The sequence below is a fragment of the Ruegeria sp. BF12 genome (assembly GCF_056538705.1).
In genome coordinates this window covers 111,848-135,547 of record NZ_JBQFTP010000004.1, presented here as the reverse complement: position 1 = coordinate 135,547, position 23,700 = coordinate 111,848, and the positions used below count along the sequence as shown (strand labels likewise).

The following is a 23,700-nucleotide window of genomic DNA, read 5'->3' as shown; positions in this document are numbered from 1 at the left end:
CGCCCATTTTCCGATTTTGGCGAGAGGTAAGGCGTGCGCGCACAGTCGCTCTGCGCTGATGCAGAGCTCAGTAGAAACTCTGCGGGTCGATATCCACTGTCAAACGCAGGTCCCCCTTCAGGCGCAATGGCGCGATCCAGCGCGCGATCGCGTCCTGAATAGGTGCGCCTTTCGGGGCTTTGACCAGCAATCTCACACGGTGCCTGCCCCTGATCCGCGCAATCGGGGCCGGAGCGGGACCGAAGACCTGTGCCCCAATTTCGCGCAATGGCGCATCGTTGCGGGCCATTGCGTTGCCAATGTCGAACACCGGACCAATTTCGGGGCCAGACAGAACAATCCCGGCCATACGCCCGTAGGGAGGTACTCCAGCGGCCTGCCGCCCCGCAGCTTCGGCCTTCCAGAACCCTTCTTCATCACCGGACAGAATCGCCCGGATCACAGGATGCTCGGGCTGGAATGTCTGCAACAGCGCCTGCCCCGGCTTATCCGCCCGCCCCGCACGACCCGCTACCTGACGCATCAATTGGAAGGTTCGTTCAGCGGCGCGCAGGTCTGCCCCGTGCAGACTAAGATCCGCGTCGATAACACCAACCAATGTAAGTTTCGGGAAATTGTGCCCTTTGGCCACCAATTGCGTGCCGATGACAATATCCGCGTCCCCTTCGGCAATCTCTTCGATCTTGGCCTTCAATGCCCTGGCCGAGCCAAATAAATCCGAACTCAGCATCGCGATATTGGCTTCGGGGAAGGTGGCTTCGGCCTCTTCTGCCAGACGCTCGATCCCCGGCCCAACAGGAGCCAACTTTCCTTCGACACCGCAGGATGGGCAAGCCTCGGGCATCGGTTTGGTCTCGCCGCATTGGTGGCACATCAGGCGTTTCAAGAACCGGTGTTCAACCATCCGCGCATCACAATGGTCACAGGCAATCTGTTCTCCACAGGCCCGGCACAAAGTTACAGGTGCATAGCCGCGGCGGTTGATGAACAGCAGCGACTGTTCGCCCTTCTCGATCCGCTGCCGCACCGCCTGTCGCAGCGACGGAGAAATCCACGTCCCAGGCTGCATCTGCTCGGCTCGCATGTCGATCGGCTTCATCTCGGGCAGAACCGCCGCGCCAAAGCGTGAGGTCAGGTCGACCCGTTCGTATTTACCCGCCTCTGCATTCGCCCAGCTTTCCAGCGACGGCGTTGCACTCGCGAGGATGACCCGCGCGCCACAGATAGCCGAACGCAGCACGGCCATGTCGCGCGCGCTGTAGTGGACGCCGTCCTCTTGCTTGTATGAGGTGTCATGTTCTTCATCGACCACAACCAGCCCCAGATTGCGGAACGGCAGGAACAAAGCTGACCGGGCCCCAACGACCAGTTGCGCGTCCCCCTGCCCGACCATACGCCAGACCCGGCGCCGCTCGGTCATGGTCGCGCCGGAATGCCACTCGGCCGGGCGCGCACCGAATCGCGCTTCGACCCGCGTCAGAAACTCGGCGGTCAGGGCGATCTCTGGCAGCAGCACCAGCGCCTGCCGCCCCATACGTAGCGCTTCGGCCACGGCTTCCAGATACACCTCAGTCTTGCCCGAACCAGTGACACCCTTCAACAACGTTGTTCCGTAATCCCCAGACCGCTGGCCTTCCTGCAGTTTTGCAACCGCAGCGGCCTGATCTTCGGTCAACGCCTTGCCCGGCAAATCCGGGTCAAGGTGCGGATAAGGCAAGTCACGAGGGCTGTCTTCTTCCCTTACAGCACCCTGTTTGACCAACCCTTTAACGACCGATGACGTGACCCCGGCCTGTTCGGCAAGTTCTTTCAGCGTAAATGCCAACCCGCCATAATCGCGCAGAACCTCTAACACACGTGTCCGTGCGTCAGTCATCCGATCAGGTTCTCCATTGCCCAGCCGATAAATCTTGCGCATCGAAGGCGGATCGCCCAGCCCCGGCGCGCGAGTCGCCAACCGAAGCATCGCCGGCATCGACGTCAGCGTGTAATCAGCCACCCGCCCCAGAAACAACCGCATCTCTTCGCGCATCGGCGCGACCTCAAGCACCCGGATCACCGATCGCGCCTTGGCAAGGTCGAACCCTCCCTGACCCGGCCCCCAGACAACTCCCAGCACTTTTCGTGGCCCCAGCGGCACCTCGACATAAGCCCCAAGAAAACACCCACCCTCGGGCGCCTTGTAATCCAGCGTCCGGTCCAGCGGTTGCGTTGTCAGCACCGCAACCAGTTCTCCTTCGTCGAAAAATCCGTTAGCGCTCACGGCACATCCTTCGCAGGGGGTTCCAGCATGGGTCTCTTTGAGGTAAAGGCATCGGCGACCAAGGCCAACCCATCAAAGGACTGCCCTCATGAAATTTTTCGTAGACACAGCCGAGATCGACGCCATCGCCGAACTGAACGATCTGGGCATGGTAGACGGTGTGACCACCAACCCCTCGCTGATCCTGAAATCGGGTCGCGATATTCTGGAAGTGACCAAGGAAATCTGTGATCTGGTCGACGGTCCCGTCTCGGCCGAAGTTGTCGCCACCGAGGCCGACGACATGATCGCCGAAGGCCGCAAGCTGGCCAAGATCGCTCCGAACATCGCAGTCAAGGTGCCGCTGACCTGGGCCGGCCTGAAGACCTGCAAGACGCTTTCTGACGAAGGTCAGATGGTCAACGTAACTCTGTGCTTTTCGACCAATCAGGCCATTCTGGCCGCAAAAGCGGGTGCTACCTTCATCTCTCCCTTCATCGGCCGTCTGGACGACATCAACCTCGACGGCATGGACCTGATCGCCGATATCCGTCAGGTTTATGACAACTACGGTTTTGAGACTGAAATCCTGGCCGCTTCGATCCGCACCGTGAACCATGTCACCGACAGCGCCCGTATCGGTGCCGACGTGATCACCGCTCCGCCCGCCGTCATCAAGAAGCTGGCCGACCATCCGCTGACCGACAAAGGCCTGGAAACCTTTCTGGCCGACTGGGCCAAGACCGGTCAGAAGATCCTCTGATCTTTTTGCGCGACCGCGCGGCACCGTCAGGTGCCGCGCTCGGCCCAACTTCCAGGCCCTGATCAAAGATCAGGGTTTCGCAGGCGGAAGCCACTGAGCACAGCTCATATGAAATCCCGCAGGTTCTGCATTTTTTTCAAGGCAATTCCGCTAACTCATGTTATAAACCCCTCAACAAAAAAAGACCGAGCGGGACATGAGCAGCAACACGAAACTCAAGGATAATTTGCGCGCCGCAATTCTGGCCGAACCGGACGCCGTGCTGGACGACAAGGACCTGATGCAGGCGCTTGTAATGGCCAATGAACAGGCGCGCGGCGACAACATCATCGATTTGCGCGGCATCGCCATGCAGCGGCTTGAGGCGCGCCTGGACAGGCTTGAGGACACGCATCGGTCCGTCATTGCGGCAGCCTATGAGAATCTGGCAGGCACAAATCAGGTGCATCGCGCCATCATCCGCCTGCTGGAGCCCGCCGGGTTTGAGGATTTCCTGCGTACCCTCGGAACCGATGTGGCTGAAATCCTGCGCGTGGATCGGATCACGCTGGTTCTTGAGTCGACTGCAACGCAGGAAGATCCGGCCATCAATACATTGGGCGGAGTGCTTTCGGTTGTCGAACCCGGTTTCGTTGACAATTACCTGACCTTCGACCGCAGCGGCCCTGCCCGTGACGTGGTTTTGCGCGAGATCCTTCACCCAACGCACAGAATTTTGGGGCCCAAAGCTGAGCATCTACGCTCTGAAGCCTGCCTACGGCTGGACCTGGGCGACGGCCGCCTGCCCGGAATGATCGTCATGAGCGCAAAAGACCGAAATCACTTTTCGCCGCAGCTGGGCACTGATCTTCTGTCGTTCTTTGCCGGCGTCTTCGAACGTTCAATGCGCCACTGGCTGTCGTGAGCCTGATCTCACCCGCCTGTCGCGACGCGTTACAGAACTGGCTGGACGGTCTGAGCGCGCTGGCGGGGCGGTCGGAAAATACGCAGACCGCGTATCGTGGTGATGTCACCGAATTCCTGTCATTCATGACCCTGCACTACAGTGAACGGCAGGGTTTGGCCGCACTGGCCCGGATCACCGTATCCGACATGCGCGCATGGATGGCTGATCAGCGCAGCTCGGGCGTTGGCGCGCGGTCTCTGGCGCGCAAATTGTCGGCTGTCAAAAGCTTCTACCGCTGGCTCGCTGAACGCGAGGGGTTCGAACCCACAGCTGTTTTGTCCACGCGTGCACCGAAATTCACCAAAAAGCTTCCCCGCCCGCTGGCCGAAGACGCTGCCCGGGCCATGATCGAAACGGTTGAGTTGCAATCAACGAATGATTGGGTTTCGGCACGGGACGTCGCCGTTGTCACTCTACTGTATGGGTGTGGCCTGCGTATCTCTGAAGCACTGTCTCTGACCGGCGCGGACGCGCCTTTACCGGATAGCCTGCGCATTGTCGGCAAAGGCGGAAAAGAGCGGGTGGTTCCGGTTCTTCCTGCTGCCCGCGCTGCGGTCACGCATTACCTGCAGCTTTGCCCGCATCCGCAGGCCAGTGACCAGGCACTGTTCCGTGGTGTACGCGGCGGCCCACTCAATCCACGGGCGATTCAGGGCGTGATGGCCAAGGCACGAATGCAACTCGGCCTGCCCGCCACTGCGACACCACACGCTTTAAGGCACAGTTTCGCAACCCATCTTCTGTCCGCCGGGGGCGATCTGCGGGCCATTCAGGAACTGCTGGGGCATTCCTCGCTCTCTACCACTCAAGCCTATACCGCCGTAGACACGGCCCGGCTTATGGAGGTTTATAACCGCGCCCACCCCAAAGCCTGACTTCCATCCAGCTCGTGACGTTGCGCTTTGTGCGATTGGCGGGCTTTTGGTTTGCATCTGCAGCGCGCATCGTCCAAGAGACACAAATGACAATAAAACTCAAAGCCCTTTTCGTACATCTGTTCACTGCAACCGGCGCCGTCTTCGCAATGCTGGCCATGCTGGCCGCAGTCGAAGAAAAATGGAGCCTGATGTATCTGTGGCTGGTGATTTCGTTCATCGTGGATGGTATCGACGGCCCGCTGGCGCGCCACTACCACGTCAAAAAGAACGCACCGGAATTTGACGGTGTTCTTCTGGACCTGATCATCGACTACCTGACATATGTCTTCATCCCGGCCTTTGCATTGTTCAAATCGGGCCTGATGGACGGATGGACCGGCTGGTTTGCCATCATCGTCATTACTTTTGCCAGCGCCATGTATTTCGCGGACACGCGGATGAAGACCAAGGATAACTCGTTCTCGGGCTTTCCAGGTTGCTGGAACATGTTCGTAATCGTGATTTTCGCATTGGAGCCCAACTTCTGGGTCATCCTGCTACTGGTTTCGCTGCTGTCACTGGCGATGTTCCTGCCTTTGAAGTTCATCCACCCGGTCCGCACGGAACGCTGGCGCACCGTGTCCCTGCCTATGGCTTTTGCATGGACCTTCTTTGCCGGTTGGGCGGCGTGGGTTGATTTTCACCCCGAAAGCTGGGCTCATTGGGGGCTTGTGATCACCAGCCTGTATCTGGTTTCGGCCGGGATTGCGCAGCAGGTGATCCCGCAGCGCAATGACTGATAAGGTTAAAGGACTTCTTCAACCTCAAACTCGGTACCGTTATGGGTGAATACATCGCCCTCTTGCAGGCCGGTCATGGCCAGGTAAATCGGGCTTTGGGTTGAAATTCCCATGTAGGTTTTCCCGTCAACCTCAAACCGCGTGGTCGAAACACAGACCACGAAGTGGCGGCTGTTGAATTTGACCACTGCACCCGGTTGCACCCTGTCTGTCAGGCTGAAATCCGTATTCTCAATCACGTCGATTTTGGCGTGATGGGCATGGACGGGTGCGTCGAAGGCCGCTGCCAAATCCGCGTTCTCGCGCGATGCGGCGATGTCGTCCTTGTCGTGCCCCTCGCGATCATCCAGCTGTGAGTCCTTCAGAAATGCATCGTAGTGCGCCTGCGCAGTCGCCAATTCCTGTTCTTCCAGCGACATCAGGCGGTCGATGATGGCCTTCTTGCGGGCGGCCGGGTCTGTTTGAGCAGTCATTCGATGCGGTCCTTCAAATTCAGCAACTGATATAGGTTGGGCCTCAAACAACGGGATTGCAACTGGTTTTCGAGGCTCAGATCAACAACCCAGCCGCGCGTTCATGGCGCAACAGGGCCACTTTGGTCTCGACACCGCCCTCGCCCGAGAAGCCGCCCAGACCATTGGCGGACAGCACCCGATGGCAGGGTATAATCACGGGAATTGGATTTGCGCCGCAGGCTTGACCGACCGGCTGCGGTGGCTGCCCAAGCTCTTTGGCGATGTCGCCATAGGTTCGGGTCTCGCCCAACGGGATCGCGAACATCAGGTTGCAGACCTGTTTCTGGAATTCTGATCCTTCAACGTAGTATGGCAGGTCAAACCGACCCAGACGTCCTTCGTCATAGGCGGTCAGCTGCTCTGCCGCCTCTTTCAATAGTGGCGTTTCAGGACCTTCGTTCCGGCCATTCCAAACAAGGCGGGTTATGGCACCATCGGTCTCTTCGACACCTAGGCAGCCAAACTGCGTATCTACGGCGATCATAGGCATATGCTTAGCGTTTCAGATCAACGAACCACGCGCAAGCACGGAAAGAAAAACCCCCGGCATTTCGGCCGGGCGTATTGGTTTAGCCCAGTGCGTCGTTGCAACGCCCGCAGACGCCCGCATGTGCGTGCAGCCCTACATCGGGCAGGATTTTCCAGCAGCGCTGGCACTTTTCACCCTCGGCCTTTTCGAACACCACCGCGACGCCTTCAATCTCGGGTACACGGAACGCTTCGGCCGGGGCCGGATCGCCAGTGACGGTCAGACCCGAGGTGATGCACATGTCATCCACGTCGAAGGTCGCCAGCAGGTCGCGCGTCTCGGCGTCTTCGACATGTACGATCGGTGCCGCTTCGAGGCTTGAGCCGATGACTTTGTCCTGACGCTGAACCTCCAGCGCTGCGGTCACGGCACGGCGGACGCGGCGGACCTTGGCCATGTTCGCTTCAAGCTCGGCGTCGCGCCAATCGGCAGGCGTTTCCGGGAAGTCTACCAGATGGACCGAGCTGTCATCACCCGGGAACCGCTCCAGCCAAACCTCTTCCATGGTGAAGACCAGAACCGGGGCCAGCCATGTGGTCAGGCGATGGAACAGGATGTCCAGCACCGTGCGCGCAGAACGACGGCGCAGGTTATCGCCATCGCAGTACAGCGCATCCTTGCGGACATCGAAATAGAACGACGACAGATCGACCGTGGCAAAAGTGAACACAGCGCTGAACACACCCTGGAAATCGAACGCAGCATAGCCCTTGCGCACCTGTTCATCCAGATCGGCCAATCGGCTTAGCACCCAGCGTTCCAGACGCGGCATATCCTCGGGTACAACGCGATCCGCTTCGGTGAAGTCGGCCAGCGAACCCAGCATGAAGCGCATGGTGTTGCGCAGGCGGCGATAGCTGTCAGCGGTGCCCTTCAGAATCTCCGGCCCGATCCGCTGGTCGGCGGTATAGTCGGTCTGAGCCACCCACAGACGCAGGATATCCGCGCCGTATTGCTTGACGACCTCTTCCGGCACGATGGTGTTGCCCAGCGACTTGGACATCTTGTTGCCCTTGGCATCCAGCGTGAACCCATGGGTCACAACGTTGCGATACGGCGCACGGCCCTTGGTGCCGCAAGCCTGAAGCATCGAGGAATGGAACCAACCACGGTGCTGGTCGGTGCCTTCCATATAGACATCGGCAATGCCGTCTTCGGTCCCGTCCTCACGGTCACGCAGAACGAAGGCGTGTGTGGAACCCGAGTCGAACCACACGTCCAGCACGTCGAACACCTGATCGTAGTCATCGGGGTTGGCGATGCCGTCCAGCACCTGTTCTTTGAACCCGTCGGTGTACCAGATATCCGCGCCGTCTTTCTCGAACGCCGCCTTGATGCGAGCGTTGAGGTCTTCGTTACGCAACAGGTAATCCGCGTCGGTGGGCAGAGCGCCCTTCTTGGTGAAGCAGGTCAGCGGCACGCCCCAGGCGCGCTGGCGCGACAGTACCCAATCCGGGCGCGCTTCGATCATCGAATACAGGCGGTTGCGACCGGTCTGCGGTGTCCATTTCACCAGCTCGTCGATCGACCGCAGGGCGCGTTCGCGGATGGTGTCGCCCATCTCACCCATGCCATCGTCCAACTTGCGGTCTACGGATGCAAACCACTGCGGTGTGTTGCGGTAGATGATCGGCGCCTTGGAACGCCACGAATGCGGATAGCTGTGCTTGATCTTGCCACGCGCCAACAGACCACCGACCTCGACCAGCTTGTCGATGACGGCTTTGTTCGCGTCACCCTCGCCACCTTTGCGGGACAGGATGTATTTGCCACCAAAGAACGGCAGATCAGCGCGGAATGAGCCATCGTCCATCACATTGTAGGTGATAACCTGTTCGAGCATGCCCAGATCGCGGTACAGCTCGAATTCTTCCATACCGTGCGACGGCGCGCAGTGGACGAACCCCGTACCTTCGGTATCGGTCACAAACTCAGCGGCGCGGAAGTCGCGGATGTCGTCCCATTCGCCATTGCCGCCCTCGGCTCCAGCCAGCGGGTGGGTCAGTTGCACGCCCTCGAGCTCATCGGTGGTCACGTCACGGACGCGGGTCCACTGATCGTCGCTCAGACGCGCACGGCCCAGAACGTCGGCGGCCAGATTGTCGGCCAGCAGGAATTTGTCTCCCACATTGGCCCAGCACTCCTCAGGCGCGCCGGTGACTTCGTAAAGGCCGTAGGAGATATCCTTGCCATATACGACGGCCTTATTCGAAGGCATGGTCCACGGGGTCGTCGTCCAGATCACAACAAACGCGTCATCCAAATCACCGGCATTCACGACCTTGAACTTCACCCAGATGGTGAAGCTTTCCTTGTCGTGGTACTCGACCTCAGCCTCGGCCAGAGCGGTTTTCTCGATGGGCGACCACATCACGGGCTTAGAGCCCTGATAGAGCGTGCCGTTCATCAGGAACTTCATGAACTCGTCGGCGATCACGGCCTCGGCGTGATAGTCCATCGTGATGTAGGGATCGGCCCAGTTGCCTGTGATGCCCAGACGCTTGAACTCTTCACGCTGGATGTCGATCCAGCCTTCGGCGAACTTGCGGCATTCCTGTCGGAAATCGACGACGTTCACCTCGTCCTTGTTCTTGCCCTTCTTGCGGTACTGCTCCTCGATCTTCCACTCGATCGGCAGACCGTGGCAGTCCCAGCCCGGAACATAACGCGCATCAAAGCCCATCATCTGATGGGACCGCACGATCATGTCCTTGATGGTCTTGTTCAGCGCGTGGCCGATATGCAGGTGACCGTTCGCGTACGGGGGGCCGTCATGCAGCGTAAAGGGCTGGCGGCCCTCTTTTTCACGCAGGCGGTCATAGACGCCAATGGTCTCCCACCGCTCCAGCCATGCGGGTTCGCGCTTGGGCAGGCCGGCGCGCATGGGGAATTCGGTTTTGGGCAGGTTCAGCGTGTCTTTGTAATCAGGTGTCTGGATCGTGTCGGCGCACATTGGGGGCGTCCTTTGGATGATCTGGTCGTACTAGGATCGATGCGGTCGGTGCGAAGTCTCAAACACCTTTGCCCGGCGTCTCAGAGGGTCAGAGCGCCGGGGATATAATTCGAATAATGATGGCCGTCCGGTCATACATGGCCGCGCTTATAGGACGCGCGCGCCTAATGGTCCAGAGGTTCCGACCGTTGCGGCGAATGGCGCAGCTTTGCCCAGCGATTGAGCCACGCAAGACCGGCCAATGCCAGCCCCAGCGCCAGCAGCGAAAAGACCCGGATCAAACCGCCCAATCCTGAGATATCGACTAGAAAGACCTTGGCAACCGCAAGGCCGATCACGGCCAGCCCCGCTTTGCGCATCAAATCGGACCGACGCGCGAGCGACTGGTAGAACAGTGCTGCACCGATGATCAGAAGCGCCATCGTATAGGTGTAAAGCTCGGGCTGCGAGACGCCGTCGCCTGCATACATGCCACCGGCCCCCTGCCAGATATGGCGGATGGTGAGACCCAGCCAGACTGTACCCAGTACCGCAGCCGATCCAAAACAGACCTGCCGCCAGCGCGGGTGCAACGCAGGCAGCCATGACGCCGAAACGCCCAGAATGAGCGCTGGTAACAAGTAGGCCACAGCGAGCGTATTCAGCAGCGGCACCCCGATCACCGGATCGGCGTGAGGGTGAAGCAGAGGGTTCGCCATCGTCAACGCTTCGCCCAGACGGTACATACCATGAGCCGCGAAGAACAACGTGAGCACGTACCGCACGTAGTTCAGTTTTCCACCCAGTTCGAACCGCCGCACCTGCGCGCAGGCCAGCAGAAGCCAAATCACCGAGAGCAGGCCCAGGCCCCAATGGCTGTCCTCGGCGCCGCCTTCGCCGAACCCCTCCAGCCAGCGCAACAACAGCAAAGATAGCAAGATGCCCGCGGTCGCCCAGGCAGCGCTTTCAAGCAACAACACGATCACAGGACGATTCATGGGCCGCAGGATCGTCCAAGCTACCAGAAATCCAACGACGGACACCGCATAGACCAAAGCCATTTCACCAACAGGCGCGGTGGTCGCCCAATCCAGACCGGGATTCAGCACGAGGCGGATCGTCACCGTGAAAACGCCAGCCCAAATGAACCAGCTCATTTGCGGCAGATCGAACCGGCGGTCCAAAACGGCGGCGGCGGCGATCAGGGCCACAAATGCAATAGTCAGGGCGGCAGAGCTCAGGACGATCACACAAGCGAAGGTAAGACATGACAAAGCTGAGAGCGTCACCAAAGCCGGGCGCAGATGATTTTCACCATCCACACGCGCAAAACGACCGGCGAGACCCACCATCAACACTGCCAGCGCCATGGCATGAAGCGCCCACGGGTAGGCCCCGATGACCTCGGCCGGGTGCCAACCGATCTCAAGAGCGATGGCCAGACCGGGCGCAAAGATCGCGGCCCCAGCCGCCCAAACCGCCGCATATTCAGTGGCGCGCAGGGATCGCCAGGCCGCGAGGACAGAGATCACTGCCCCCAACACGACCAACATCGTCAGTGCAATTGGGTAATCCGCCTCTGCGGTCTCGGCATAAGTTTCAGCAAACTGGCGCGCAACGGTGCCGTGGTCCCAGCCGTGAATCAGGATGAACCAGATCAGTCCCGCAGCGGGCAATACAGTCATGTCCTGCAATGCCCGCGCCTGACTGGCCCAGATCATCAAACCCAGTGTGAGGCCGGACAACAGGACAACGCCCAGCCAGAACTCGGCCGGCGAATCCGGCCAATGGAGCGACAGAATGGCTGTGCTGACAGCCACTGCTCCAAAAGCCAGACGGGTGGGAAATTCGGGCCATGGGCCGCCTTTTCCAGTGAGTATGACCTCGCTGATCAGGCGCCCGCTGTGATCGGGCCAAATCCGCCGGACAGGTATCGCGATCGCAATCACAGCCAGAGCGGTCACGCAGAGCAGGTATTCCGGTTCGGTCAGCGGTGCGGACAGAACCATCAACAGGCATGCGCTATACCCGCCGATCAGAGCCAGAACGGATATCCACGCCCAGCGGCGTACGGTGTCGATACCCAGTCCAAGCACGGAAACGACAAAGAAGTAACCGTATAGCCAACTGGGGTCCCTTGATGCTCCGCCCACCAGAAACGGTGCTGCAAACGCTCCGATCAAGCCGACCGCCGCCAACAGCGGGCCGTGGAACCAGCCAAGCACAAGGCCCAGGATGGCCACGAAGATCATTGCAGCCAGCGCTGCTTCGGGGCCGATCAGATCATACAGCTGTCGAGCGGCCAGAAGGCCGCCGAACAGCGCAACCAAACCGGCACCAGAAAAGACCGATGGCAGATAGGCGGTGGCCGAGGTTTCGTCATCGCCAAATTTACGGCGGATCACCTCACCCGCACCAATCAGTAACGCGCCGAAGACCAAGGCCGCGATGACCCGCATCGCAGGTGACAGCAACCCGCTTTCCACACCGTACTGAACCAGAAATATGCCTGCCAGAGCCAGCGACAGGGCCGAAACAGCGTAAAACCAGTTCTCGCGTAACCAGGCCCCAAATGCCGCAAAACGATCTTCCCGTACCGTAGTCCCGACAGGCACGCCTTTCGTCTCTGGTTCAGAAGGTTCCTCACTCGGGACCGTTTCAGGCGTCGCGGTCTTGAGCGCCGGCCAAGGCGAAGGTTTCTTTTCCTTTACCTCAGGTGGTTCAGCTTTCGGCTCCTGCTCGGGAATTTCTCCGCCAAGCGCGCGGAGCTGCAATTCAAGCTGTTCAACCCGGCGACGCAACCGGACCTGCGCGACTAGCAGAATAATTATGGCCACCGGGATGGCCAATACAATCAATCCAACAAGGACGAGTAGGGATTCCAATCGAAGCCTCCAAGCAGGTTTGCCGTCAAGCTAACCGGGTGTCGTTCCGCGCAACAGCCCGAAATGACATGAAATTTGTGCGGCACGCAAATCGGCGCGATCTGGCCCTAGCCGATTGTTGGTCTGGCAATCATCAGCCAGACGATCGCCAGCACAGCCGCGAATGCGGGAAAACCGCAGGCAAACCAGATCCGAAACAGCCGATGGTAGGACGCAGACAATGGATCGCCGGATTCTGCAGCCGCCCGAGCAAGGTCGCGCAGTCTGGTCTGTATCCAGACGACAGGTAGCCAGAACAGGCCCGTCACACCGTAAAGGACAAGTGACAGGACGATCCATCCATCGGCGAGAGACCACCCCAACCGCCACGCCAGCAGGCCACCTGTGACCGGCTGTGCGATAACAGCCGTTGTCGTGAACACCAGATCGGCCAAAACCACCACACCCGCGGTTTGCGCTATGAAACGCGGATCGCCCGACCGGTGCGCCATCAGCATGAAAAACGCGATCCCGGCACCGGTGCCCAACAGGACGCAGGCCCCGATAATGTGCAACCAGCGCAGGATCAGATCAGGGTCCATCATCGGCTTTGCAACATGGGCCAGGCGACCAGAGACAATGTCATCGTGGGCAAGATCTTGGTCAACGGACCTAATGGATCGACCCAAAACTCGGGAACAACAAGTGTCGCTGCCACGAGGTAGAGCACGGCGACGCCAAACTGCGCCAAACAAGCGTGCGCCGCCCATGGCCGCCACAGAATGGCCAACCCCAACGCGATATCGACGAAAGACCAGAAAATGACGCTGGCTAGCGCGGCAGCAAACCCCCACCCCGCATTCGTCAGAACACCCGCCGCCGCAGAGACCCCCCAAAGACCAAAGAGGCCGGACAGAACCCAAAACAGGCTGAGAACACCCACAACGAGCGGCATCAACAGCGTCATGCGTGCTGTCAGCCTGTGTTCTCGCGAACAGGTCAGTTTGGCATAGACCTGTTTCAAAGGCGCGATCGCGTGGCCGGCAGCCATCCGGTAAGGTTCAGGGTCGCCGACAACACCCGTTTCCATCACTTGCATCGCATTGCTGCGCAGGGGCGAGCGCCATCCCAAATGGCTGAGCCCATCTGCGCCGCTGGCAACCAAGCGCGTCAAAACTGAAGGCAGTGCCAACGTCACGCGCGCGGCAGGAAACCCCAACCATCGGCGTGTCTCGGCCAGAACATGCACGAGAGGCTGTGGTTCGTCTTCGATCAGGTCATAAGTGCCTTGCGGTAGTTCACCCGCAACGGCGCCCTCGACCGCGCGGCACAGATCGGGCATTCCAATACACTGAACAGGCGTTTCGGGATAAGCCACCGGCTGAACCAGGGGCACAGCCGCCAGCATGCGCAAAAGGGCCGTGCCGCCGTAATCGGATTGCCCGATAACCAAACCCGGTCGAAGTATCCAAAGCGGAACACCGCTGGACCTCAGCGCCTCATCCCCGGCGGCCTTCGTTCGCATGAAATCCGTATCAGCGTCCGCAGTCGCCCCAATCGCCGAAACCTGAACGACCGCGATTCCCCGTTGGGCACAGGCCAGACCCAAAGCGGCGATAGCCGTGTGGTGAACGGATTCCAGTTCGTCCGACGGCCCATCCTGCAATGCGCCCGCGCAGTTCACGACGCAGTCGATACCCGCCAGCGCGTCCTGCCAATCCTGCGGGTCCGTGTAATCGCGCAGGTCGCCTTGCACCGTGGGCATCCCCGGCAAGACCTGAGCACCCGTTTTCACGCTGCGCACAAACGCCGAAACACGCGCACCGCCGCGAAGAAGCGACCGAGTCACGGCGGTACCGATAAACCCGTATGCGCCCAGAACAAGTACGTTTTTTTCAAAGATCGAAACAGGTTGCATCACCGGCACAGTAACGGTTCAAGCCGCGTTGACCAGACTTGCCGACGCTCCTGCGACACTTCTGGCCACTAGGGGTGAAACAGCGACCCCACGAGGTACGCGATCAGCGCAGCCGCGCCACCGATCAGCAGCGTTTCAAGACCGGATCGCCACCACGGAGCCAGTGACCAACGGCTTTTCAGCGCCCCGATCGCAAAGAACACGCCCAGTGTCATAAAGGCAGAGATCCGGAACGCTTGATCCGCAGACAGAAGGAACGGCAACAACGGGATCATTCCGGCGATAAGAAACGCCAGAAACGTCGCCATCGCAGCCTTGAACGGGTTTGGATCGACGCTGCCCAGACCGTATTCGCCTTCGATCATCAGGTTGATCCAGTTTTCCCGATCCGCAGTGATCGCGTCCGTCGCCTCGTCCAGAACCTTGCCTGACAGCCCCTTCTGCGCGAGGATTTCGCGCACCTCGGCCCATTCGCCTTTGGGATAGAGCTTGATATGGCGTTCCTCGATAGTCCGAATTCGGCGGATGTTGTCCAGTTCGGCCTTGGTGCCCGAGTAGTTGCCTGCGGCCATGGAAAACCCGTCGGCCAACACATTGGCCAGCCCCAGCGCCACGATGATAAACGGAGACAACCCCGCACCCGCAACGCCACAAACGATGGCAAAAGTGGTCACCGAGCCGTCGATGCCGCCATAAACCACATCCCGCAGAACACCCCGGCCCGGGGGGGCGTTGATCCGCGCGGCGATCTCCTGCTGGCTGTGTCCGTGGTCGGTCATGGCTGGCTCTGGCGGTGTTATACTCGGTAGCAGACTGCAGGACTTTGCGTCAGGTCAAGTTTTGGAAAACAACCCGGCCAAAGCGCGCTTAATAATGCTCCGGGTGGACGGTTTGTGCCGGTCGGAAAAGGGCAACGGCCGGCAGACCTCCATCGCGGCGACCCCGACACGGGCGCTGAGCGCACCGTTCACAAGCCCTTCGCCGAACCGGCGCGACAGTTTGCTGAGAACTGAACCACCCAGAACCGGCTCAAGCAGATCGTCACCAACAGCCACGGCCCCCGTCGCCACAAGATGCACGAACACCGCACGCGTCAGGCGCCAGCTGCCCAGAAATCCTGCGCGCCCGCCATAGATTTCGGCAATACGCCGGATCATCCGCAACGAGGCCGCAAGCGCGGTCGCCACATCTGCAAGCGCCAGAGGCACCAGCGCGGTCACGGTGGCGACCTGCCGTGCGGCGGCCTCGACCTCTCGGCTGGCGGCGGCGTCCAGCGGGGCCAAAAGCTCGTCCTCCGCCAGCGTTAACAGTCCTGAGGCGTCGAATTGTTCGTCGATCCGCTCGGACAGCCGGTCGCGGCCCCAGCGGGTTTCATCGCGCCCTTTGTAGAACGCAATCAACCGGTTCGTCACCGTACGTGCCTGCGCCAGATCGTCTTCGGCCAAGGCGCTATCCGCCGCCTGTCGCATACCGTCCACTCGGGACAGCCGCCCGATTGCCGCCAACTCCCGAACAGCAATAATCAAAGCAACCAGCACCAACGCGGCGAACAATCCGGTCACGGCCCACCCCAGAATTGGTGCCCTCAATAGCAGTGAGTTGACAAAGTCCCACGCGGCAACCGAAACCACCGCGCCGACCACCGCCAAGGCCAACCCCCAGAACCAACGCGACAAAGCCGAGGGCCTGCGGGCCGCCAGCCGCGCCGCACTCTGCATCGCCTGCCCCTGCGGCTGTGCAACATCCGGCACCGGTGGCGCTTGCGACACGTCGGCAGCGGGTTCATCCGAGTCGAGATCAATCAGAACCGGGCCCTTAGCCATCTGCTGCTCCTTCACTGTTCCAGACATACTTGATGTCCGGCAGATTCTCGTCGTTTTCAGCGCCGTCGCTGCGCGCAACTTCTGCGAAGCCATTGCGCTCATAAAACCGTCTCGCTGGAAGATTTGCCTGAAAGGCAAACAGCGACAGGTGCGAGCGGCGTGACTTGGCATGCTCCAGCAGTTTTTGACCTACCCCCCGCCCTCGCGCGTCGGGTATCAGATACAGAGAATGGATTTCTGCGCCATTGAGCGCAAGAAAGCCGACAACACCTTGATCCGTTTCCGCAATGGTCACCCAATTTAAGTCAATCATCCGGCCGCAAAATGCAATGGTTTCCGCCTGTGTATGCAGTTCAGGCATCCACTCGTTTTCAAGGGCAAAGCCGTGCAAAATCTCGCCAGTCGCACCGGCATCCGTGCTGCGGGCAGGGCGAAGTATGACGGTCACAGCCGATCTCCGATCAGGAACTGCGCAGCGCGATCCAAACGGATATGGGGGGGGCCGTCGCCGGGACGCAAGGTCAGGTGGGCTGGCGCGAACGCCATGAACCCATAATCCTCGCCCAGCCAGTTGTCCGCCCCGTTTCGAGCCGGGCCAAGCAAATGCGTCGGATCTTCGGGCAGATCACCGGGGTAGAACGCCGCTTGTTTGCCACTGTCCAGCAAAGTGCCTCGCACACAGGGCAATTCGACCCCGTTGTGGTTGCGAATTTCCTCGGTCGTGGCCCGCAGCGATGCCAATGACAACGCAGCGGTCTCGGCCCCGGCAAAGCTGGCACGGTCGCGGGCTTCGCGGGTCAGGGCCTCCATGATGTTGGTCAGGCGGTGATGCTGCAGGTGATGCAGATGATCAGCCTTGGTGGCGGCGAACAGGATGCGCTCGACCCGTTTTCCCAACAACAACTGGCTGAGCCACGCGTTGCGCCCCGGCCGGAACGCCGAAAGAATATCCGCCATCGCCCGGCGCATATCCTCAACCGCTTGCGGGCCGTTATGGATCGCACCCAGCGCATCGACGAGGACCACTTGCCGGTCGATCCGCGCAAAGTGGTCGCGAAAAAACGGTTTCACGACCTGAGACTTATAGGCTTCGTAGCGTCGCGCCATCTCACGATGCAGACTGCGCCGCGGGCCGTGGCCGTCGACCGGCAAAGGTGCAAAGGTCAAAACAGGAGACCCCGCCAGATCGCCTGGCAGCAAGAAGCGCCCCGGTGTACAGTCATAGAACCCAGCGTCGCGTGCCAACTGCAGGTATTCGGCAAAATCCTTGGCCACCGCTTGCGCCTTCGGCTCATCGTGAACCTCAGTAGGATCAATCGCCTTTACTTGCGCAAGAAACGCCGCAGCCTCAGATCGATCTGCAATGCTTTCCAGAGTTTCTGTCGACCAAACCTCATAGGATTTATCCAACAGCGCCAGATCCAGCAGCCATTCCCCCGGATAGTCCACAATATCCAGATGGATGGTTCGTGGCCCCTGCAGGCCCGACAACAACCCGGCGGGGCGGGCCTTGAAAGACAAGCGCAATTCCGACACGGCGCGTGTGCTGTCCGGCCAGTGCGGTTGCGGTCCGGTCAAAGCCGCCAGGTGGTTCTCGTAGTCAAAACGCGGCACCGTATCGTCCGGTTGCGGTTGAAGGTAGGCGGCGTTGATCCGCCCCTCTTGCTGCGCCACGAGACCCGGCATCCGCCCACGATCCAGCAGGTTTGCGACCAAAGACGTGATAAACACCGTCTTCCCCGACCGCGCCAGCCCGGTGACGCCCAGTCGAATAACCGGCTCAAACAGTGTTTCAGACACCCGGTCGCCCACGGTTTCGATACCGCGCACCAGACTGTCTGCCAGAGATGAGATGACCAAACTGTCGCCCCGCTTTTTTCGTTTCGCTCAAGATAGGTAGAGGTCGCCGCACATACCAGCGCTTTCCCACCCTTGCCCGTTGCGACGCAGCGCGTTACCAGCAGCCCATGCCCAGATACGCGTTGAAAGTCGAATACCAAGGTGAACCGTTTGCCGGATGGCAACGGCAAAAGGAATTGCCGTCTGTTCAGGGGGCAATCGAACAGGCCTTGTCACGTATTCAGCCTGGTGATCACACCATTGCCGCGGCAGGGCGCACAGATGCCGGGGTGCATGCGCTGGGTCAGGTTGCCCATTGCGATCTGGTCAAGGAATGGGACCCGTTCCGCCTGTCCGAAGCTCTGAACTATCATCTCAAACCGCAGCCCGTGGCCATCGTAAAGGCCGCTCGGGTGGACGATGACTGGCATGCCCGGTTTTCGGCGCTGGAGCGGCAATACCTGTTCCGCATTTTGATGCGCCGCGCTCCTGCAACTCATGACGCCGGACAGGTTTGGCAGATCAATCACCAGCTTGATATCGACGCGATGCAGGCAGGAGCGGATATGCTGATCGGGAGGCATGATTTTACCACGTTCCGTTCTTCCATCTGCCAGGCTGCAAGCCCGGTCAAAACGCTGGATGAACTGCGCGTTGAACAGGTTCAGGGGTTTTCCGGTCCCGAGGTGCATTTCCATGTCCGTGCCCGTTCCTTTCTGCACAATCAGGTACGCAGTTTCGTAGGGACTCTGGAACGTGTCGGAGCTGGGGCCTGGTCTCCGGAAGACGTGCGGGATGCGCTGGAAGCGGTCGACCGGGCGGCTTGTGGGCCGGTTTGTCCGCCGCAGGGGCTGTACCTGGCTCGGGTTGGATATCCAGAACCAGTCTTCGACTAGATCGCGCGCAGCAGCAAGCCACCTGCGATAACGGCGATCAGCAACCCTGCAACCAACTCGATCGTAGGCGCAAGCACCGACGCAAACCGCGTTGCAGACGCTGAAGCCAATAGACCACCGCGCAAACCGAACGACGTCCACCCGACCAGAGTCGTGACCGTCGCCGTGCCCAGCGCCATGGCAAAGGCGCCAGCTATTCCGACCATCGCAATGCCCATTTGCCAGGTCAGGATCAGGACGAACAGGGCTCCGGTGCAGGGGCGCGCTGCAATGCCCAAAATCAGCAGCGCAGCTTCTCGCAGGCTGCTGACATTCGCCACCTCTTCGGCGGAAGGACCGTGGCGATGGCCACAATCCGCACAGACCTCATGATCATGGTGATGATGCTCGTGGCCATGATCGTTCTTGTGCTCGTGGTCGTGATGATGATCGTGATGATGATGCGCCGTTTCACTTCGATGACGTCGCACGAAACTGCGAATGGACCGGAATATCAGCCACAATCCAATCGCCGCAATGGCGCCATAACTGATAGGTGCCATGACCTGTTCTGTCGTCCCCACCAGACTTTCGCGAGACATCTGGAACACCAGAACACCGGCATAGACCAATACAACCGCCGTCACCGCCTGCCCCAGGCTGGACAGAAGGCTAATGGCCGACAGGCGCAGAAACGCCACGTTTCGACCCAATCCATAGCCGCCAATCAACACCTTGCCATGGCCGGGCCCAATGGCGTGAAAGAACCCGTAAGCAAAACAGACCGTCAGCAGAGTTGCGACGGCCTCGGGTTGCTCGGCCCGCGCGGCGCGCAAAGAACGGGCAATCTGGTTCTGGAACTCTCTCTGCTCACCGGCCGCCCAGGCGGCCAGATGGTCAAAGCCGCCGCTGCCCCAAAACCACAGCAACAGACCGATGGCGATAGCGACAGGTACGATCAGGTATTTGGACATGAAACGCGAATCTCGGTCGCAAAGTTTTCGCCAACAAGCGGAATATCGTTTTCCTCAAGGTCGTAGTCGGCGTCCAGCGTTTTCAGGAAAGCCTGCATCTGAGCCAGTTGGCCGTCGATATCAGGCTCAAACCGATCAATCTGACATGACACCGGCCCGGAAACAGTGACCGGACGGGTAACTTCATAAGCCGTGTAATAGGTCTCATCAAAGGCCTTGGCCGAAAGCGCCGCGGTCGGAACGGAACCTCCTTCAACCGCGCGCAGATGCGTGGTCACGATGCGCCCATCCTCGGTCGTCGCATGCGGCTCCATTGGGCCTGACAGCGGCACCGGCTCGCCGTTTGAAAACACGACCAGATCGCCGTTGTATCCCTCGACCCATTCCGCATCAAAGCCCGATAGAAACTGCTGTTCGGACTCGGTCAGAACACCGTCGGCGTCCTGGTCCAGTTTCATGTCCTCAAGGACAAGCAGGGAATAGAATTCGTCATAGGCCCAAGTCACACGCACATGTGTCAGGTTACCAGCATCATCCACGATGAATTCCAGCCCGGTGTCTATGAAGACATGCGGGTGCGTCAGTGCCGGTATCGGCACACAGCAGGTCAAAAGGGTCACAAGCCAGCGCATGCGAGAAAGATAGGGTTTTGACTGGTGCCCGGCAATGAGATTCACCACGGTCATGCGAAAACCGGCCAAACAGCTTACTTGGGCGGGAACAAGATCAAGGTCTGCAACGCTGTTCCGACCGGCCCTTCGGTATCGAACAGAACCGACTGCGACATTCCAATTCCCGACGGTTGCCAATGAGATACCGATTGCGAGGCCAGCCAATCCGAGACGGGTTCGCGGTGAATCTGAACGGTCAGGTCCGTGTTCATGAAGCCCATTTCCGTGGTTGGCGCATTCCAGGAAATGCCGTTGCCGCAATCAGCCAGCGGACATAACGCCTGAATGGGCGACTGCCTTTCCCCTTCCAGCAGCGAGGGTGTGCGCATCCAAACCGTCTTTGCACCTGCGCTCTGGTTGCCACCTTTGGGGTACAGAATGTCCGAATGATTTGCGAACCCCGGCAGATCGTGACGCGTTTCGCCAATCGGGAACGGACCTGTCACCGCCCCTTCAAGATCAGGCGAAGGGATCGCGACATTTGGAACTGGTCCCAAATCACGCCGCACTAAGTGCATGGTCGTGGCAGTGGCGCACAACGTGTCGTCCAGATCGTGAACCGTAACCCGCGTGGTCGCCAGCGTCTTGGTATGGCGCGTGGTTTCTGCGGCGACGCGCAAACCCGTCAAAGGCAGAGGGCGCAGCAGATCTACCGTCAGCCGGGTCAGCATCTTTTCCGGCCCAACCTCGGTTTCCGCTGCGCGAACGATCAATCCGGCGACCGGCCCGGCGTGACAGTGATCCGGCGACCATGGCCCACGGGCCGGGTCATTGCCGACAAAGGCTCCGTCCGCTGTGAAGTGAAAATATGCCTGTTCGTTCAGGTCGGGTTTCAGGACCATCTCACACCTCAGACTTTTTCCTGCGTATGTTTCTTCAACTCAGCCCGCGCCACCTGACGCCGGTGGACCGCATCCGGGCCATCCGCCAGACGCAGGGTTCGCACGTGGGTCCATGCCGTGGCCAACGGAGTATCCTGACTGACCCCCTGCCCGCCAAACATCTGCACGGCCTCATCGATGACCTTCAGTGCGACGCGCGGCGCAACAACTTTGATCTGGCTGATCCACGGCGCAGCCGCGCGGGCATCGCCCTGATCCATGTACCATGCCGCCTTCAGGCAAAGCAGGCGGGCCATTTCGATCTCCATCCGGCACTCGGCAATGATATCGTAGTTGGCGCCCAGCTGCGCCAGTTTCTTGCCGAACGCCTCACGCTGCAGCGACCGTTTGCACATTTGTTCCAGCGCCGATTCCGCCTGTCCGATCGCACGCATGCAATGATGGATACGACCCGGCCCAAGACGACCCTGAGCAATCTCGAACCCACGCCCTTCGCCAAGCAAGATGTTCTCGGCTGGCACCCGCACGTTGGTAAAGCGGATATGCATATGGCCATGCGGAGCATCATCGTGGCCGTAGACTTGCAGCGGGCGCAGAATCTCGATCCCTGGGGCATCTGCAGACACAACGATCATAGATTGCCGCTTGTGCTTGGGTTGTTCGTCACCTGCCGTCTTGACCATAACGATGTAGACCTTGCAGCGGGGATCACCCGCCCCCGAGGACCACCATTTCTCACCGTTCAGAACATAGTCATCCCCGTCCCGCACGCAGGACATCGACACGTTCGTAGCATCCGAAGACGCAACATCCGGTTCCGTCATCAGGTATGCCGACCGAATTTCACCGTTGAGCAGAGGTTTCAGCCACTGCTCTTTCATCTTGTCCGAGCCGTAACGTTCGAACACTTCCATGTTGCCGGTGTCGGGGGCCGAGCAGTTGAACACTTCGGCCCCAAGGGGGGTCTTGCCCATCTCTTCGGCAAAGTAAGCATATTCGACTGTGGTCAGGCCAAAGCCCTTGTCGCTGTCGGTCAGCCAGAAGTTCCACAGACCGGCGGCCTTGGCCTTGGCTTTCAACCCCTCCAGAATTTCGGCCTGACGCTCGGTGTATTGCCAGCGATCACCCTTGTCGATTTCGGCCTGATACTCTTCTTCCAATGGCATGATCTCTTCCAGGATCAACGCTGCCACCCGCTGCAGCAACGCGCGGTTTTCTTCGCGCAGACCGAATGACATGTTCATGAGATTCCCTCCTCAGACCCAAAGACCGGGCTTTACCTTTGACCAGAGAATGACTTAGCTGCCGACAGGATGTCTAGCTGTGTGACGGAACGTCAACTCAATCAAAATGAAACTATGAGGGTGAATGATGGCGCTGCTGATCGAAACCGGGCTGACCGATTGGATAAGCGATGACGACATCGCCAACGAAATCCGGAAAACGCTCCCCGGCGCGGACGTGCGGACGCCGGATGCGATTGGTGATGCAAGTGAAATCACCATGGTCGCCGTGGTCGGTTTGAACAACGACCACCCCAAGCGGCTGCCGAACCTGCAGCTGGTGCAGAAACTGGGTGCCGGTGTCGAAACGATTGTCAGCAACCCGCATCTGCCCGAACATGTTCGGATCGCGCGGCTGAAACCAGATGCCCCCGCGCAGGGGATTGCCGAGTGGTTTGTCGCCTATATCCTTCACCGCCAGCGGAACATGGCGTTCCACGAGGCGGCGCAGAGGAACGCGGAATGGTTGCCCAAGGCACCTCTGTTCACTCCAGACACCGTAGTAGGCGTGTTGGGGCTTGGTCATATCGGCGCCCGCAGCGCAAAAATGCTGCGGGCCATCGGGTTTCAGGTCATGGGGTGGAGCCGGTCCCCGAAGGAGATCGAAGGCGTGACCTGCCTGCACGGCGAAGACGCGCTGCCCGAACTGCTGGGCCAATGTGACCATATCTGTGCCATCCTGCCGTCCACGCCGCAAACCATCGGGTTGTTCGACGCACAAATGCTGGCCGCAATGAAACCTGGCAGTCAGTTGTTGAATGCAGGGCGCGGAGACCTGATCGACGAGAAAGCGCTGATCGAAGCGCTGGATCGCGGCGTGCCCGGTCACGCTGTTCTGGACGTCACCAGCAAGGAGCCACTGCCGTCAGACAGCCCGCTGTGGTCCCATCCCGGCGTCACGATCACGCCGCATGTCTCAGGCTGGCATCTGGGTGAGGCACTGGCCGACGTGGCCGAGAATTTTCAGCGTTTGTCCGCTGGAAACCCATTGCTGCACGAGGTCGACCGAAACCGCGGTTACTGATCC

21 protein-coding genes are annotated in these 23,700 nt (G+C 59.8%); 6 read left to right on the top strand and 15 right to left on the bottom strand.

What is annotated here, in order from left to right; genetic code table 11:
- Positions 1-67: 67 nt before the first annotated feature.
- Positions 68-2,263: a primosomal protein N' gene (locus ACR0J0_RS08975; RefSeq protein ID WP_480663115.1), complete on the bottom strand. Its 2,196-nt coding sequence runs from the start codon at positions 2,261-2,263 to the stop codon at positions 68-70.
- Positions 2,264-2,351: 88 nt separating this feature from the next.
- Between ACR0J0_RS08975 and fsa the strand changes: the two genes are divergently transcribed.
- The 4 genes from fsa to ACR0J0_RS08955 all read left to right on the top strand — a co-directional run bounded on the left by fsa (position 2,352) and on the right by ACR0J0_RS08955 (position 5,608).
- A complete protein-coding gene (gene fsa, locus ACR0J0_RS08970; protein ID WP_152457215.1) occupies positions 2,352-3,005 on the top strand; it encodes a fructose-6-phosphate aldolase in 654 nt (217 codons plus the stop codon).
- 196 nt (positions 3,006-3,201) lie between these two features.
- On the top strand, positions 3,202-3,909 hold the full coding sequence (locus ACR0J0_RS08965; protein WP_480663113.1) for a DUF484 family protein: 708 nt from the start codon (positions 3,202-3,204) through the stop codon (positions 3,907-3,909).
- On the top strand, positions 3,906-4,826 hold the full coding sequence (locus ACR0J0_RS08960) for a tyrosine recombinase XerC (RefSeq protein WP_480663111.1): 921 nt from the start codon (positions 3,906-3,908) through the stop codon (positions 4,824-4,826). The genes ACR0J0_RS08965 and ACR0J0_RS08960 overlap by 4 nt, the downstream gene beginning before the upstream one ends.
- A gap of 86 nt (positions 4,827-4,912) precedes the next feature.
- A complete protein-coding gene (locus ACR0J0_RS08955; protein ID WP_480663110.1) occupies positions 4,913-5,608 on the top strand; it encodes a CDP-alcohol phosphatidyltransferase family protein in 696 nt (231 codons plus the stop codon).
- Positions 5,609-5,613: 5 nt separating this feature from the next.
- Here ACR0J0_RS08955 and ACR0J0_RS08950 read toward each other — a convergent pair whose 3' ends face one another.
- The 10 genes from ACR0J0_RS08950 to ACR0J0_RS08905 all read right to left on the bottom strand — a co-directional run bounded on the left by ACR0J0_RS08950 (position 5,614) and on the right by ACR0J0_RS08905 (position 18,049).
- Positions 5,614-6,081, bottom strand: a complete 468-nt coding sequence (locus ACR0J0_RS08950; RefSeq protein WP_480663108.1) for a hypothetical protein — start codon at positions 6,079-6,081, stop codon at positions 5,614-5,616.
- A 76-nt stretch (positions 6,082-6,157) separates the two neighbouring features.
- On the bottom strand, positions 6,158-6,613 hold the full coding sequence (locus tag ACR0J0_RS08945) for a methylated-DNA--[protein]-cysteine S-methyltransferase (RefSeq protein ID WP_480663106.1): 456 nt from the start codon (positions 6,611-6,613) through the stop codon (positions 6,158-6,160).
- Positions 6,614-6,692: 79 nt separating this feature from the next.
- Positions 6,693-9,605 (bottom strand): isoleucine--tRNA ligase, encoded by a 2,913-nt coding sequence (ileS, locus tag ACR0J0_RS08940; RefSeq protein WP_480663104.1) that lies wholly within the window; start codon positions 9,603-9,605, stop codon positions 6,693-6,695.
- A 164-nt stretch (positions 9,606-9,769) separates the two neighbouring features.
- Positions 9,770-12,469, bottom strand: coding sequence for a DUF2339 domain-containing protein (locus tag ACR0J0_RS08935; RefSeq protein WP_480663102.1), 2,700 nt, complete (start codon positions 12,467-12,469; stop codon positions 9,770-9,772).
- Between the two features lie 107 nt (positions 12,470-12,576).
- Positions 12,577-13,050, bottom strand: a complete 474-nt coding sequence (locus ACR0J0_RS08930; protein WP_480663402.1) for a DUF2269 family protein — start codon at positions 13,048-13,050, stop codon at positions 12,577-12,579.
- On the bottom strand, positions 13,050-14,366 hold the full coding sequence (locus ACR0J0_RS08925) for an SDR family oxidoreductase (protein WP_480663100.1): 1,317 nt from the start codon (positions 14,364-14,366) through the stop codon (positions 13,050-13,052). Before ACR0J0_RS08925 ends, ACR0J0_RS08930 begins: the two co-directional genes overlap by 1 nt.
- A gap of 68 nt (positions 14,367-14,434) precedes the next feature.
- A complete protein-coding gene (locus ACR0J0_RS08920) occupies positions 14,435-15,145 on the bottom strand; it encodes a VIT1/CCC1 transporter family protein (protein ID WP_480663098.1) in 711 nt (236 codons plus the stop codon).
- A 54-nt stretch (positions 15,146-15,199) separates the two neighbouring features.
- A complete protein-coding gene (locus ACR0J0_RS08915; RefSeq protein WP_480663096.1) occupies positions 15,200-16,189 on the bottom strand; it encodes a YcjF family protein in 990 nt (329 codons plus the stop codon).
- Entirely contained in the window at positions 16,182-16,637 is a 456-nt protein-coding gene (locus tag ACR0J0_RS08910) for an N-acetyltransferase family protein (protein ID WP_480663094.1), read from the bottom strand. Before ACR0J0_RS08910 ends, ACR0J0_RS08915 begins: the two co-directional genes overlap by 8 nt.
- Positions 16,634-18,049 (bottom strand): YcjX family GTP-binding protein, encoded by a 1,416-nt coding sequence (locus tag ACR0J0_RS08905; protein ID WP_480663092.1) that lies wholly within the window; start codon positions 18,047-18,049, stop codon positions 16,634-16,636. Before ACR0J0_RS08905 ends, ACR0J0_RS08910 begins: the two co-directional genes overlap by 4 nt.
- A gap of 107 nt (positions 18,050-18,156) precedes the next feature.
- Between ACR0J0_RS08905 and truA the strand changes: the two genes are divergently transcribed.
- Positions 18,157-18,924 carry a tRNA pseudouridine(38-40) synthase TruA gene (gene truA, locus ACR0J0_RS08900; protein ID WP_480663090.1) on the top strand — a complete coding sequence of 256 codons (768 nt, stop codon included), beginning with the start codon at positions 18,157-18,159 and terminating at the stop codon, positions 18,922-18,924.
- Here the strand turns inward: truA and ACR0J0_RS08895 are convergent.
- Genes ACR0J0_RS08895 through ACR0J0_RS08880 form a run of 4 tightly spaced genes read right to left on the bottom strand, consistent with a single transcriptional unit; the run spans position 18,921 to position 22,634 of the window.
- Positions 18,921-19,877, bottom strand: a complete 957-nt coding sequence (locus ACR0J0_RS08895; protein ID WP_480663088.1) for a nickel/cobalt transporter — start codon at positions 19,875-19,877, stop codon at positions 18,921-18,923. The two genes, truA and ACR0J0_RS08895, sit on opposite strands and share 4 nt — an antisense overlap.
- Positions 19,862-20,563 (bottom strand): DUF1007 family protein, encoded by a 702-nt coding sequence (locus ACR0J0_RS08890; protein WP_480663086.1) that lies wholly within the window; start codon positions 20,561-20,563, stop codon positions 19,862-19,864. The genes ACR0J0_RS08895 and ACR0J0_RS08890 overlap by 16 nt, the downstream gene beginning before the upstream one ends.
- Before the next feature lie 20 nt (positions 20,564-20,583).
- A complete protein-coding gene (locus ACR0J0_RS08885) occupies positions 20,584-21,390 on the bottom strand; it encodes a thioesterase family protein (RefSeq protein ID WP_480663084.1) in 807 nt (268 codons plus the stop codon).
- 8 nt (positions 21,391-21,398) lie between these two features.
- The gene (locus ACR0J0_RS08880) at positions 21,399-22,634 is read right to left on the bottom strand and encodes an acyl-CoA dehydrogenase family protein (protein WP_480663082.1); all 1,236 of its coding nucleotides are present in this window, start codon (positions 22,632-22,634) and stop codon (positions 21,399-21,401) included.
- Positions 22,635-22,758: 124 nt separating this feature from the next.
- Here ACR0J0_RS08880 and ACR0J0_RS08875 point away from each other — a divergent pair, with 124 nt between their 5' ends.
- The gene (locus tag ACR0J0_RS08875) at positions 22,759-23,697 is read left to right on the top strand and encodes a 2-hydroxyacid dehydrogenase (RefSeq protein ID WP_480663081.1); all 939 of its coding nucleotides are present in this window, start codon (positions 22,759-22,761) and stop codon (positions 23,695-23,697) included.
- Positions 23,698-23,700: the final 3 nt, after the last annotated feature.